The following is a 12,150-nucleotide window of genomic DNA, read 5'->3' as shown; positions in this document are numbered from 1 at the left end:
TGGAACGCCCTGAAAAGTTCACGAATATGGTTAAGACGCCGCAATGCGGTGCCAGCCGATACCCCGGGGTTGCTGAAAGATAACGCCATGCTGCGCTGCGACAACAGGGCACGGACAGGCGTTGGAATATTTTTCTCCGCCGCTTTACGCGCGGACGCTTTTGGACAATTGCTATGTCGCCCTTTGGCTAAAGCGTTTTGCGATTTGGTGAAATCGCCAGGAATCGCAAAGACGCATCGAACCAAAGAGTTGGAGCAAACAGGCGTTTGCGTCTAAACGCGCTTTACTCCAGGCGATGCTGCATCTGCGTAGTTTCAGACAATCGCTTTTGTTTTGCGCCCTTGTTTTGTCAGGGAGTCGACGCGGTCTTCCAACCTGCGAGTTACACAAGCCGGCGAGCCGCAGCATCGTCCCCTCAGACACCCAGGAGGAATATTCGTGTCCGTTCAAAATCAGTCACAACGCGTCACCGCTCCACAGATTCGCCTGCGGAAGGGAGGAGAGCCGATCGTCATGCTGACCTCCTACCATACGCACACGACACGGATCATCGATCCTTATGTCGACTGCATCCTGGTCGGCGACAGTTTGGGCATGGTGATGCATGGCATGGAAACCACGCTGCCGGTGACGCTGGAGATGATGATCCTTCAGGGCAGGGCGGTGATGCGCGGCTCCTCGCATGCGCTGGTGGTGGTCGATATGCCCTTCGGCTCCTATGAGGAAACACCGGAACAGGCCTTTCGCAGTGCCGTGCGCATCATCAAGGAAACCGGGTGCGGTGCCGTCAAGCTCGAAGGTGGCGAACGCATGGCCGAGACCATCCGCTTCCTGACCGGGCGGGGCGTACCGGTGATGGCGCATGTCGGACTGACCCCGCAATCGATCATGGCCCTCGGCTCCTTCAAGACGCAGGGCCGCGAAGAGGCGGACTGGGGCCCGATCGAGCGGGATGCCCAACTGGTCGCCGACGCGGGCGCCTTTGCGGTGGTGCTCGAAGCGATCGCCGAGCCGCTCGCCGCCAAGATCTCCGCCAGTATCCCGATCCCAACCATCGGCATCGGGGCTTCCCCGACCTGCGATGGACAGGTACTGGTGCTCGAGGACATGCTGGGGCTATCGGACCGCGTTCCGAAATTCGTCAAGCGCTTCGGCTCGCTCGGCGATCAGATCCGCGAAGCCGTGCAGGGCTACGCCGATGCCGTGCGCGACCGCAGCTTCCCGGCGGCCGAGCATACCTATGGCATGAAGAAGAAATAGCGCATGACGGCCCCGTCTGCGCCCTCCTCGTCGGAAGAGCGCGCAGACGAAGCCATCATTGGAACGCGACCTCGTTGAAGCTGCGCAGCTTGCGGGAATGCAATTGACGCTTATCCGTCTCACGCAGCAGCGCCATGGTCTCCAGGCCGACAGCCAGGTGCTGGGAGACCCGCTCGCGATAGAAGGAATCCGCCATGCCAGGCAATTTCAGCTGGCCGTGCAGCGGCTTGTCGGAAACACATAGAAGCGTGCCGTAGGGCACGCGAAACCGGAAGCCATTGGCCGCGATGGTGCTCGATTCCATGTCGAGAGCGATGGCCCGGCTCTGGATGAAGGGCAGATTCTGCACTGTCGAGGGACGCAGCTCCCAATTGCGGTCGTCGACGGTGGCAACCGTTCCCGTCCGCATGACCCGCTTGAGGTCATAACCGGTCAAACCCGTAACCCTTCCGACAGCGCGCTCGATCGCGATCTGGATCTCGGCGAGAGCAGGCACGGGCACTTCGCGTGGCAAATCCGCGTCCAGCACCTGATCCTGGCGCAGATAGGCATGGGCGAGCACGTAATCGCCCAGCATCTGTGAATTGCGCAGGCCCGCGCAATGGCCAAGCATCAGCCAGGCATGCGGCCTGAGCACCGCGACATGGTCGGAGATGTTCTTGGCGTTGGACGGCCCAACCCCGATATTGATCATGGTGATGCCGGAATCGTCGGCGCGCTTGAGATGATAGGCCGGCATTTGCGGCAGTCGCGGCGGATGGTGGCCCGTGACGTCGAGTTGCTGGTTTTCTTCCCCGAGTTCGGTGACGACATTGCCTGGTTCGACGAAGGCGGTGTAGCCCGAACCGAGCGAACCGCCTTCGCCTTTGGCCAGAATGGCCTGGGCCAACCGCACGAACTCATCGATGTAGAATTGGTAATTGGTGAAGATCACGAAATTCTGGAAATGTCGGGCCGAGGTGCCCGTATAGTGCTTCAGGCGCATCAGTGAGAGATCGATGCGCGGCGCCGTGAATAGCGCCAGCGGCTTGGCACCGTCTGGCGAGCGTACGTCGATGCCGTTGGCGATCCGATCGTCCATGATGGTGAGATCGGGCACATCGAATATCTGCGGCAGCAGGGCAAGGCGCCCATAGTCGAGGCCGCTTTCGGCGTGAAAGTCCTCGCCCAGCGCAAAATGGATCGGGATGGGCGTGGAACTCTCGCCGACCTCGACATCGACACCGGTATTGCGCAGCAGGAGCGCGATCTGCTCCTCCAGATAGCGGCTGAAGATGTCCGGTCGCGTCAGCGTCGTCGCATAGGCGCCGGTATCGGCCACGAATCCGAACGGCGTGCGCGCATCAAGCGTGGGAAGGCTCTGGGTGTCGACGCTGACATAGGGGTAAAAGGCGCGAATGCGGTGATCAAAATCCTTGCCTCGGGTAAAAGCCGTGAAGGCTTCCCGCAGGCGTGTGGTGTTCGCGTCATAAAGCTGCGTGATCGCCGCTACGGCCGCTCTCGCATTGTCGAAGCGGCGGGGCTTAGTGGTCATTCCAATTTCGAAGCCGCAATGCGGCTCTCCCTTTTCAATCTTCTAGTTCAGCCCAAGTGACATCGCAACGACATCGCAAGGCATCGCCGATGAAATTTCCGGCCGTGACATGGATCGTAAAGGCATGGACTGCAAAGAATTTGGCGCTATAGGGCGTCATCGTCGAACGGAGACTGCCCATGTTTGCCAGATATCTGCTCGCTATCGCCACTTTGGCCTTCCTGCTGCCCGGCTACGGCGTGGCGCAGGAGGCTGAAGGGCTTCGCAAGGCACAGGTCTTGCAGCAGGCGGTCGAGGCGATGCAGAAAGTGCTGCTATCAGGTCCTTCCGTGGCAAATCTGGATAACCGGGCGACGCTGAAGCTCCCGCAAGGCACCGGTTTCGTGCGCCAGCCCGAGGCAGGTGCCTGGGCCTCCGCTTCGGGCTACCCCGTCGATCCCAAACTTCTTGGCATGCTGGTGCCGACCAGCGAACAGAATTGGGTCGTCTTCATCGATTATCGCTCCGGTGCGCGCTTCGACGATGCCGACGCCCGTGGCTGGAACGCCGACGATCTGCTGGCGAGCCTCAAGACAGCCACGGAAGAAGGCAATGCAGCCCGCCAGAAACGCGGTGAGCCTCAGATCGAGGTCCAGGATTGGCTGGTCAAGCCGCGTTATGACGAGATGCAGCATACGCTGATCTGGGGTGCGATCAGTCCGGAAAAAGGCGGCGAAGCGGATGAAGGCACGGCCAATATTCATGGTTACGTGCTCGGCAATGAAGGTTATTTCGAGCTGACGCTGGTTTCGCCGGCCGCCGAGGTGCCCTCTTATGTGCCGATCGCACAATCGATCCTCGCCAGTGTGCAGTTTTCCGCTGGCAATCGTTACCAGGACCCGGTTAAGGGGCAGGTTGAAACGCGACCGCTCGCGAACCTGATAACCGCTGTTTCCCCCGACCTCAGGGCCAAGGTTCTTGCCTATTTCAAGGCGAACTGGCTGTGGCTCCTGGCGGCGCTCCTGGTACTGACCATTCTCGCCGGCAGCGGGCTGAGAGCGCTGCGGCGACAATAACCACCGGGCCCCGTGATGCGCGATGATTAGGATCATTGAGCTTGATAGGCCCCGGAATACCGAGATTTAATCTCGGTTTGGCCGGCTAGGAGCGCTGTTTGCTTGACGGCAGGGGGTTGCTCCTCTACGCCGAAATCACATCTCGCGCCAGCGCGAACCACAGCGTTTTGCGATTTGATGGAATCTCCTCGAATCGCAAAGACGCATCCAACCAAAGAGTTCAGGGCAAAAGGCGTTTTTGCCACGACGCGCTTTGCTCAAGAGGATACGAGCCGGGTCTATGACCGATATTTTCCAGGAAGTCAGCGAGGACATGCGCCGCGAAAAGGCGCAGAAGCTCTGGTCGAAATATGGCAACTACGTGCTCGGCGCCGCTCTTGCCGTGGTCGTGGGCGTATCGGGTTACGTCGCCTACCAGCATTACCAAAAGCAGCAGGCGGAAGCGACCGGAGCCCGTTTCCAGCAGGCGATCTCCCTGGCGCAGAGCGGCAAGACCAAGGAAGCCGCAGCCGCCCTCAGCACCCTGGTGAAGGACGGAAGCGCCGGCTATCAGACCCTTGCTCGTTTCCGTCTGGCGGCGGAGACTGCCAACGACAAGGTCGAGGATGGCATCAAGGCCTATGACGCGCTGGCTGCCGATTCTTCGCTCGGCCCGGTGCTGCAGAGCCTTGCCAAAGTGCGCGGCGGCTATCTCATGGTCGATACCGCCTCCTATGCGGATCTCGCCGGCAAGATCGAGCCGCTGACTGCTGCAAACGAGCCCTGGCGGCATTCGGCGCGCGAAGTGCTCGGCCTTGCGGCCTGGAAGGCCAAGGATCTCGCCAATGCCTCCAAATGGTATCAGGCCGTGATCACCGACAAGGATGTGCCGCAGGCGCTGCGTCAGCGAGCCGAACTGATGTTGCAGCTCATCGCCTCCGACCAGCCTGCCAAGGCCTGACCATGGCCGTTTCAATCGCCATCGTCGGCAGGCCCAATGTCGGCAAGTCGACATTGTTCAACCGTCTGGTCGGCCGCAAGCTCGCCATCGTCGACGATCGCCCGGGCGTGACGCGCGACCGGCGCGAGGGTGACGCCAGGCTCGGCAACCTCACTTTCAAAGTGATCGATACGGCCGGCCTCGAGGTCGCCGAAAACGCTTCGCTTGCCGGGCGCATGCGTGCGCAGACGGAAGCGGCAATCGCCGAGTGTGACCTGATCCTCTTCATGTTCGACGCCCGCATCGGTGTCACCCCCGCCGACGAACATTTCGCCGAAGTGGCGCGGCGCTCGGGCAAGCCTGTGATTCCGGTCGCCAACAAGACCGAGAGCCGCACCGGATTCCAGGGCGCCTATGAAGCCTATTCCCTCGGGCTTGGCGATCCCGTGCCGATCTCGGCCGAGCATGGCGAGGGCATGGCGGATCTTGCCGAAGCGATCGTCGCGATCGCGCCGGCCACCGGCTATGAACCCGAGGAAGATGTCGCCGAAACCGACGCCGTCGTCAGCGGCGAGGAGGGCGAGGAGGAGGCAATCGATCTCGGCGCGGGCGTGATCCGTCCGCTGCGCGTGGCCATCATCGGCCGGCCGAATGCCGGCAAGTCGACGCTGGTCAACGCCCTGATCGGCCAGGATCGCATGCTTACCGGCCCCGAGGCCGGCATCACTCGCGACACCATCTCGGTGGACTGGACCTGGCGCGACAAGCGCATCAAGCTGTTCGACACTGCCGGCATGCGCAAGAAAGCCCGAATCGAGGATAAGCTCGAGAAGCTTTCCGTTTCGGATGGCCTGCGCGCCGTGCGTTTCGCCGAGGTGGTGGTGCTGCTGCTCGACAGCGCTACGCCTTTCGAAAAGCAGGATCTGCAGATTGCCGATCTCGTGGAACGCGAGGGCAGGGCTATCGTCATCGGTCTCAACAAGTGGGACCTGGTCGAGGATCGTCACAAGGCGCTGGCCAGTGCCCGTGAAATGTTCGAGCGCCTGCTGCCTCAGCTGCGTGGCGCGCCGGTGGTGACCTTGTCCAGCCTGTCGGAACAAGGCCTGGACCGCCTGATGGACGCCGCTTTCCGGGCCTTCGCCACCTGGAACCGTCGCGTACCGACGGCGCGCCTGAATCGTTGGCTCGGAGGCGTACTTGAACATCATCCGCCGCCGGCCGTGTCGGGGCGTCGCATCAAGATCCGTTATATGACGCAGGTGAAGACGCGCCCGCCGCACTTCGCTCTTTTCGGCAACCAGCTCGACGCTCTGCCGGACAGCTTCAAGCGTTATCTGGTCAATGGCCTGCGCGAGACCTTCGACATGCCCGGCGTGCCGATCCGGCTCAGCCTGCGTTCACCGAAGAACCCGTTCGACCGGAAGAAATAGGCGAACCGCGGAGCGTGGCGTTTCCATGAGCGAACGTCCCCGTTCGCTCATGGGGAATTATTCTGGCGCCCTGAAGCTCAGGAATCGTCCTTCCCGCACCTCGTAGACCTTGCCGGTTTCCGTCAGGTCGGGGCTCGCGAGTTTCAGGATGGACGGCGCTATGCTGGATGGGTGGGGCAGGGTATCGGCGTCCTCGCCGGGCATGGCCGCCGCACGCATATGGGTGCGGACGGGACCGGGAGAGAACAGGTTGGCCCGGATCGGCGAATTTACCGTTTCGGCCGCGTAAGTCGCCACCATGGAGTTGAGCGCCGCCTTCGTGGCAGCATAAAGCCCCCAATAGGCGGTCGACTTCCAGGCAGCCCCCGAGGTGATGAAGACGGCTCGGCCGGCATCGGATTTGCGTAACAAGGGGTCGAAGGATCGGATCAGGCGCCAATTGGCGGTGACGTTCACCGCAAAAACATTGTCCCAGTCCTTGGGCTCGATATGGCCGAGGGGGGAGATCGCGCCGAGCGCGCCGGCATTGCCGATCAGGATGTCGAGCTTGCCATAACGCTCGAACAGCGTGTAGCCGAGCCGGTCGATGCCGTCGCCATCCTTGATGTCGAGAGGAACAAGGGTCGCCGCTCCACCCTTCTCGCGGATTTCGTCGTCTAGGTCCTCAAGCGCGCCAACGGTACGGGCCACGGCGATGACATGGGCACCCGCCTCGGCCAGCGCCAGGGCCGTGGCACGGCCGATGCCGCGCGATGCGCCGGTGACGAGCGCCAGGCGGCCTTTGAGAAGATCAGACATCGGAAAACTCACGAGATAAGGCGTCTTGCGATCAGACGGAATCACCAGGACCCGCAAAGACGTGTCAAAACAAGCCGGAGCCAGAGTGCGCTTTCGCCAAAACGCGCTCGACACCGGGGCCAGCGGAAAGCTCGTCCACCCCTGAGCCGGGGTGGAGACAGATCAGCTTGCTTCCGCGAGCAATGCGAATTGCTGCTTGGCTCCTTCGCCAACCACATCGGTCAGGAAGGTGGGATAGTCGCCGGTGAAGCAGTGATCGGTAAATTGCGGACGGACTGGGTCGCGCTGGTCGTAGCCGCACGCCTTGTAGACACCATTAACCGACAGGAAGGCCAGCGAGTCGGCGCCCATATAGGCGCGCATCGCTTCCAGATCCATCCGCGCCGCCAGCAGGTTCTCCTTGTCGGGCGTATCGATGCCGTAATAGTCGGGATGGGTGATCGGCGGACTGGAGATGCGGAAATGCACCTCCTTGGCACCGGCATCTCGCATCATGCGCACGATCTTCACCGAAGTGGTGCCGCGCACGATGGAATCGTCGATCAGCACGACACGCTTGCCTTCGATCACCGAACGGTTGGCACTGTGCTTCATGCGCACGCCCATTTCGCGGATGGCCTGGGTCGGCTGAATGAAGGTGCGTCCGACATAGTGATTGCGGATGATGCCGAGCTCATAAGGCAGACCGGCGGCCTGGGCATAGCCGATCGCCGCGGGTACGCCGGAATCCGGCACCGGCACCACCACATCGGCCTCGACGCCGGCTTCGGCCGCCAACTGGGCACCGAAGCTCTTGCGCACGGCATAGACGCTGCGACCGTGAACGATGGAGTCCGGCCGGGCGAAATAGATATATTCGAAGATGCAGGGGCGGGGCGGCACGCGCGGAAATGGCTTCAGCGACTCCACGCCTTCCTTGGTGATGACGACGACCTCGCCATTCTCGATGTCGCGCACGAAGCGGGCGCCGATGATGTCGAGGGCGCACGTCTCCGAGGCAAGAATGTAGCAGCCATCGAGTTCACCCAGCACCAGGGGGCGAATGCCGAGAGGATCGCGGGCGCCGACCAGCATATGATTGGTCAGGCCGACAAAGGCATAGGCACCCTCGATCTGGAACAGGGCGTCGATGAAGCGATCGATGAACTTTTCCCGCGTCGAGCGCGCGACCAGATGCAGAATCACCTCGCTATCCGACGTGGCCTGGAAGATCGAGCCGCGAGCGATCAATTCGCGCCGCAGCGTCAGCCCGTTGGTGAGATTGCCGTTATGGGCCACCGCGAAGCCGCCGCCCTCAAGTTCGGCGAACAGCGGCTGCACATTGCGCAGGATGGTGCCGCCTGTGGTGGAGTAGCGGGTGTGGCCGATAGCCTGCGAGCCCGGCAGGCGTTCGATCACATCGCGCTTGGAGAAGGTATCTCCGACCAGTCCGAGCCGCCGCTCCGAATTGTAGCGCGCCCCGTCGAAGGTGACGATACCGCAAGCTTCCTGCCCACGATGCTGCAAGGCATGGAGGCCGAGGGTGGTAATGGCCGCGGCCTCGCTGTGTCCGAAGATACCGAACACACCGCATTCCTCACGCAGGCGGTCGGCGTCGAGATCCAGATCGTCGTTTTCACGGGCCATGGCGCTCATTTGGACTTTTCCGCTCACTTGGATTTCTTCTCCAAAAGGGGCTGAGCGGCCCGAAACAAGGCTTCGCCGCTCCGTTCGACATTGAGATAGTACCACCGATCGACTTTTCCAGCATGCCTGCCAAGCAAATTCTTCTTGATCGAGCCATGGGCTCGATCAAGAAGAATTTGCAAGATATCAAACATTTGCAGAGTTTCGCGGCGAGACCCGCCCACGGGCCCCACCGGGAAACTCTGCTTGGGAAGTTTCCTGTGGCGATGCAATTGCATCATTGCGCGGGCGCCGCCGGGGCAGGGGGGGCCGGCTGGGTCTGGGGCGCGGCGGGAGCGCCGGCAGCATCCGGATCGGGCTCTTGCGTATTGGTGTTGGTGTCGGCGCCAGGTCCGATCACTTCATTGGCCCGCAACTGCTTGAGGATCACGTTTTCAGGATCGCTCGGCAGCAAGGTGAGGATCCAGTCGCGCCCGGACACCAGAAGCTGGCGGGATTTGGCATCCTGCACCCAGGCCGGCTCCGACTTCGGCGGCACCAGGTAACTGAAGAAGATGAAGGCGACGATGGCAAGCAGGAGGCCACGGGCCGCACCGAACAGGAAGCCAAACGTTCGATCGATCGCCCCGATCCGGCTGTCTAGGATCATGTCGGAGATACGGATCGTGATGAAGGATGCAATCAGGAGAACGAGCAGGAAGATGCCGGCCCCCGTCGCGATACGGGCCAGCGTATCGTTCTTGATGTAGGGCGTAACCAGCGGCAGCACACGCGAGAATAGCAACAAGGTCGCCACGGCGGCGGCGGCCCAGGCCGCGATGGCCAGAACTTCCCGGGTGAAGCCTCGTACCATTGCGAGAAGGGCCGAAATCAGCATGACGCCGATGACGATCAGATCCAGCAGCGTTACGGGCATTGGCGGTCTATCCTGATTTGAACTAGGCGGCACGACAGGCAGCGCCGCGCCTTTCTATAACGACGGTTCGACACGACGTCATCCATTTGCTGCAGCGCAATCGACGGAAATACCCGCTTCATGGCGAAACTTTAGTGGATTTCCGCCTTTGGCTCTCACAAGTCGATTCTCCGAGAGTGGCTTGGTGGGTCACCCTCGGAGAATCGACAATGCTTCAAACGTCCGCAGAACCCTCGCACCTCATCCACGCGTGGATGAGGTGCGAGGGTTCTGCTTGGAAGCGGCAATATCCGCAACAAGTGTCGCAAGTGAGGCAACGCCATTCACCCGCATGCCGCTATCCGAGCCCGACTCGTTCCCCGGTACAGGGCAGACGGCGCGATGGAAACCGAGCTTGGCTGCTTCCTTCAAACGGGGCCCCATGTGAGCCACTGGCCGGACCGATCCAGACAGGGAGACTTCACCGAAATACACGGCATCCGCGGGCAGGGGAGCACCCGTGAGGGAGGAGATCAAAGCGGCCGCCACGGCAAGATCGGCTGCGGGCTCCTGGATGCGCAAGCCGCCGGCCACATTGAGATAGACGTCATGCCCGCCCAGCTTGACGCCGCAATGGGCCTCAAGCACGGCAAGCACCATGGACAGGCGGCTGGTATCCCACCCCACCACGGCGCGCCGGGGGGTGCCCAGGCTTGTCGGCGCCACCAGGGCCTGCATCTCGACCAGAAGCGGCCTCGTGCCCTCCATGCCGCCGAACACGGCCGTACCCGGCGACCCGAGATCACGCTCCGACAGAAACAAGGCGGAGGGGTTGGTCACTTCGCGCAAGCCGAGCCCGGTCATCTCGAACACGCCGATCTCATCGGTCGGACCGAAGCGGTTCTTCACCCCGCGCAGGATGCGGAAATCACGCCCGCCGTCGCCCTCGAACGACAGCACGGCGTCGACCATATGCTCGACGACGCGCGGGCCGGCGATCTGCCCGTCCTTGGTGACATGGCCGACGAGAATGACAGTGGTGCCCGAACGCTTGGCATAACGGATCAGCGCCTGCGCCGAGCCGCGTACCTGCGTGACGGTGCCGGGCGCCGATTCCACCGTATCCGTCCACATGGTCTGGATCGAATCGATCACCGCCAGGCGTGGTGGCGAGCCGTGCTCAAAGGTCGCCAGGATGTCCTCGACCGAAGTCTCGGAGGCCAGTTCCACCGGTGCGCCGGCAAGCCCCAGCCGCTCAGCCCGCAAGCGCACCTGCGCAGCGGCCTCTTCACCTGAAATATAGATGACCCGGGCGTTGCGGTTGGCAATCGCGGCGCAGGCCTGGATCAGCAGCGTCGATTTGCCGATACCGGGATCACCGCCCAGCAAAAGGACGGAGCCGCGCACGAAGCCTCCGCCGGTCACCCTGTCCAGTTCATCGATCCCCGAGACCATGCGCGGTGCCTCGTCGGTCGATCCCGTCAGGCTTTCGAGCGCAAAAGCCCGTCCCCGTCCTCTGGAACGCTGTGAGGCAGGAACGGCCGCGATGGCGCTGGTCTCCTCGGCGATCGAGTTCCACTCGCCGCAGGCATCACATTTGCCCTGCCAGCGATTATAGGCGGCACCGCAGTTCTGGCAGACATAGGAGGGAGTTCGCTTGGCCATGACGCCCTTCTAGCGGGCGGGTCGAGTCTGATCAAATCCAACGGCCCAGGCTGGTCGCCGTCGTAAGACCCGGGCCATCAAACTCAAGGCAGCAAGGAAAGGTCGGGTTTACGGGTTCAGTCGACGCGCCAGGAACGACCGCCCCTTGCAGGCAAGCCGAACCACAACCTATATCTTCATAAACGCGCCCCATCCTGGAACAGTCCATGTCACGCCCGCTGACCGTCACCATTCCCCACACTCTCGGCCGCGCAGCCGCACGCAAGCGCGTCGAGGAAGGTATTGCGCAGTTGCGCAACAGCTATGCCGGGCAATTCACTTCGCTCGAGGAAAACTGGAACGGCGACAGGTTCGATTGTCGCCTGAGTGTGTTCAAGCAGACCATTTCAGGCAGCGTCGATATTGGCGACGATGCGGTGACGGTGAGCATCCTGCTGCCGATCTTCCTGTCCATGCTCGCGGACAAGGTGACCACGCTGATACAGCAGCGCGGCCAAGGGCTGTTGGAGCACAAGGGGTAAGGCCTAGGGCGTGCCGTCAGTCGGGGAGGTGGCAGACTGCCTCGATATTATGCCCGTCGGGATCGAGCACGAAGGCTGCATAGTAGTTCGGATGGTAATGGGCGCGAATTCCCGGCGCACCGTTTTCGCGCGCCCCGGCTGCCAGCGCGGCGGCATGAAAGGCATCGACGGCCTTCCTGCTTTTCGCGACAAAGGCAATGTGGAAGCTGCCTTCCCTGGCCTGGCCATCGCCGATCCAGAACTGGGGCCGTCCATCCGCGCCATAGCCGCAATGGGCGCTGCCGCCGGTCATTTCCCGGGTGACTTCCTTTTGCACCGAATAGCCGAGCGGCGTGAGAGCCTGGTCGTAGAAGGCGCGGGAGCGCTGATAGTCGCGTACCGGAAAGCCGAGATGGTCGATCATTGCAGCTCTTCCCAAGCAAGCCTCTGATGACTGGCGGCGCAGAC

12 protein-coding genes are annotated in these 12,150 nt (G+C 62.1%); 5 read left to right on the top strand and 7 right to left on the bottom strand.

What is annotated here, in order from left to right; all coding sequences use genetic code 11:
- The first annotated feature begins 438 nt into the window (after positions 1–438).
- Positions 439–1,260: a 3-methyl-2-oxobutanoate hydroxymethyltransferase gene (gene panB, locus AB4037_RS12475; RefSeq protein WP_441771728.1), complete on the top strand. Its 822-nt coding sequence runs from the start codon at positions 439–441 to the stop codon at positions 1,258–1,260.
- 55 nt (positions 1,261–1,315) lie between these two features.
- Here the strand turns inward: panB and AB4037_RS12470 are convergent, their stop codons facing one another.
- Positions 1,316–2,794, bottom strand: coding sequence for an AMP nucleosidase (locus AB4037_RS12470; RefSeq protein ID WP_434956446.1), 1,479 nt, complete (start codon positions 2,792–2,794; stop codon positions 1,316–1,318).
- Positions 2,795–2,973: 179 nt separating this feature from the next.
- Between AB4037_RS12470 and AB4037_RS12465 the strand changes: the two genes are divergently transcribed.
- The 3 genes from AB4037_RS12465 (at position 2,974) to der (ending at position 6,198) form a co-directional block, all read left to right on the top strand.
- On the top strand, positions 2,974–3,849 hold the full coding sequence (locus tag AB4037_RS12465; RefSeq protein WP_441771727.1) for a DUF2167 domain-containing protein: 876 nt from the start codon (positions 2,974–2,976) through the stop codon (positions 3,847–3,849).
- Positions 3,850–4,129: 280 nt separating this feature from the next.
- Entirely contained in the window at positions 4,130–4,789 is a 660-nt protein-coding gene (locus AB4037_RS12460) for a tetratricopeptide repeat protein (protein WP_441771726.1), read from the top strand.
- Positions 4,790–4,791: 2 nt separating this feature from the next.
- Positions 4,792–6,198 (top strand): ribosome biogenesis GTPase Der, encoded by a 1,407-nt coding sequence (gene der, locus AB4037_RS12455; RefSeq protein ID WP_434956443.1) that lies wholly within the window; start codon positions 4,792–4,794, stop codon positions 6,196–6,198.
- Positions 6,199–6,255: 57 nt separating this feature from the next.
- On the opposite strand, the gene AB4037_RS12450 is transcribed toward der, so the two are convergent.
- The 5 genes from AB4037_RS12450 to radA all read right to left on the bottom strand — a co-directional run bounded on the left by AB4037_RS12450 (position 6,256) and on the right by radA (position 11,182).
- Positions 6,256–6,996 carry an SDR family NAD(P)-dependent oxidoreductase gene (locus AB4037_RS12450; RefSeq protein WP_434956441.1) on the bottom strand — a complete coding sequence of 247 codons (741 nt, stop codon included), beginning with the start codon at positions 6,994–6,996 and terminating at the stop codon, positions 6,256–6,258.
- A 162-nt stretch (positions 6,997–7,158) separates the two neighbouring features.
- On the bottom strand, positions 7,159–8,631 hold the full coding sequence (purF, locus tag AB4037_RS12445) for an amidophosphoribosyltransferase (protein ID WP_434956440.1): 1,473 nt from the start codon (positions 8,629–8,631) through the stop codon (positions 7,159–7,161).
- A gap of 14 nt (positions 8,632–8,645) precedes the next feature.
- Positions 8,646–8,816 (bottom strand): hypothetical protein, encoded by a 171-nt coding sequence (locus AB4037_RS12440; protein WP_441771725.1) that lies wholly within the window; start codon positions 8,814–8,816, stop codon positions 8,646–8,648.
- 83 nt (positions 8,817–8,899) lie between these two features.
- A complete protein-coding gene (locus AB4037_RS12435) occupies positions 8,900–9,538 on the bottom strand; it encodes a CvpA family protein (protein WP_434956438.1) in 639 nt (212 codons plus the stop codon).
- A gap of 240 nt (positions 9,539–9,778) precedes the next feature.
- A complete protein-coding gene (radA, locus tag AB4037_RS12430; protein WP_441771724.1) occupies positions 9,779–11,182 on the bottom strand; it encodes a DNA repair protein RadA in 1,404 nt (467 codons plus the stop codon).
- Positions 11,183–11,388: 206 nt separating this feature from the next.
- Here radA and AB4037_RS12425 point away from each other — a divergent pair, with 206 nt between their 5' ends.
- Positions 11,389–11,703 (top strand): polyhydroxyalkanoic acid system family protein, encoded by a 315-nt coding sequence (locus AB4037_RS12425; protein ID WP_441771723.1) that lies wholly within the window; start codon positions 11,389–11,391, stop codon positions 11,701–11,703.
- Between the two features lie 16 nt (positions 11,704–11,719).
- On the opposite strand, the gene AB4037_RS12420 is transcribed toward AB4037_RS12425, so the two are convergent.
- Positions 11,720–12,106 carry a VOC family protein gene (locus AB4037_RS12420; protein ID WP_441771722.1) on the bottom strand — a complete coding sequence of 129 codons (387 nt, stop codon included), beginning with the start codon at positions 12,104–12,106 and terminating at the stop codon, positions 11,720–11,722.
- Positions 12,107–12,150 lie beyond the last annotated feature (44 nt).

Origin of the sequence: Labrys sp. KB_33_2, from assembly GCF_052114505.1 — a bacterium.
Taxonomy (GTDB): domain Bacteria; phylum Pseudomonadota; class Alphaproteobacteria; order Rhizobiales; family Labraceae; genus Labrys.
This window is presented reverse-complemented; position numbering and strand designations above follow the sequence as displayed.

Coding starts and splice junctions, on each gene's coding strand:
- AB4037_RS12470 (WP_434956446.1), bottom strand. CDS start 2,794: ATGACCACTAAGCCCCGCCGCTTCGACAATGCGAGAGCGGCCGTAGCG.
- AB4037_RS12465 (WP_441771727.1), top strand. CDS start 2,974: ATGTTTGCCAGATATCTGCTCGCTATCGCCACTTTGGCCTTCCTGCTG.
- AB4037_RS12460 (WP_441771726.1), top strand. CDS start 4,130: ATGACCGATATTTTCCAGGAAGTCAGCGAGGACATGCGCCGCGAAAAG.
- der (WP_434956443.1), top strand. CDS start 4,792: ATGGCCGTTTCAATCGCCATCGTCGGCAGGCCCAATGTCGGCAAGTCG.
- AB4037_RS12450 (WP_434956441.1), bottom strand. CDS start 6,996: ATGTCTGATCTTCTCAAAGGCCGCCTGGCGCTCGTCACCGGCGCATCG.
- purF (WP_434956440.1), bottom strand. CDS start 8,631: ATGAGCGCCATGGCCCGTGAAAACGACGATCTGGATCTCGACGCCGAC.
- AB4037_RS12440 (WP_441771725.1), bottom strand. CDS start 8,816: ATGTTTGATATCTTGCAAATTCTTCTTGATCGAGCCCATGGCTCGATC.
- AB4037_RS12435 (WP_434956438.1), bottom strand. CDS start 9,538: ATGCCCGTAACGCTGCTGGATCTGATCGTCATCGGCGTCATGCTGATT.
- radA (WP_441771724.1), bottom strand. CDS start 11,182: ATGGCCAAGCGAACTCCCTCCTATGTCTGCCAGAACTGCGGTGCCGCC.
- AB4037_RS12425 (WP_441771723.1), top strand. CDS start 11,389: ATGTCACGCCCGCTGACCGTCACCATTCCCCACACTCTCGGCCGCGCA.
- AB4037_RS12420 (WP_441771722.1), bottom strand. CDS start 12,106: ATGATCGACCATCTCGGCTTTCCGGTACGCGACTATCAGCGCTCCCGC.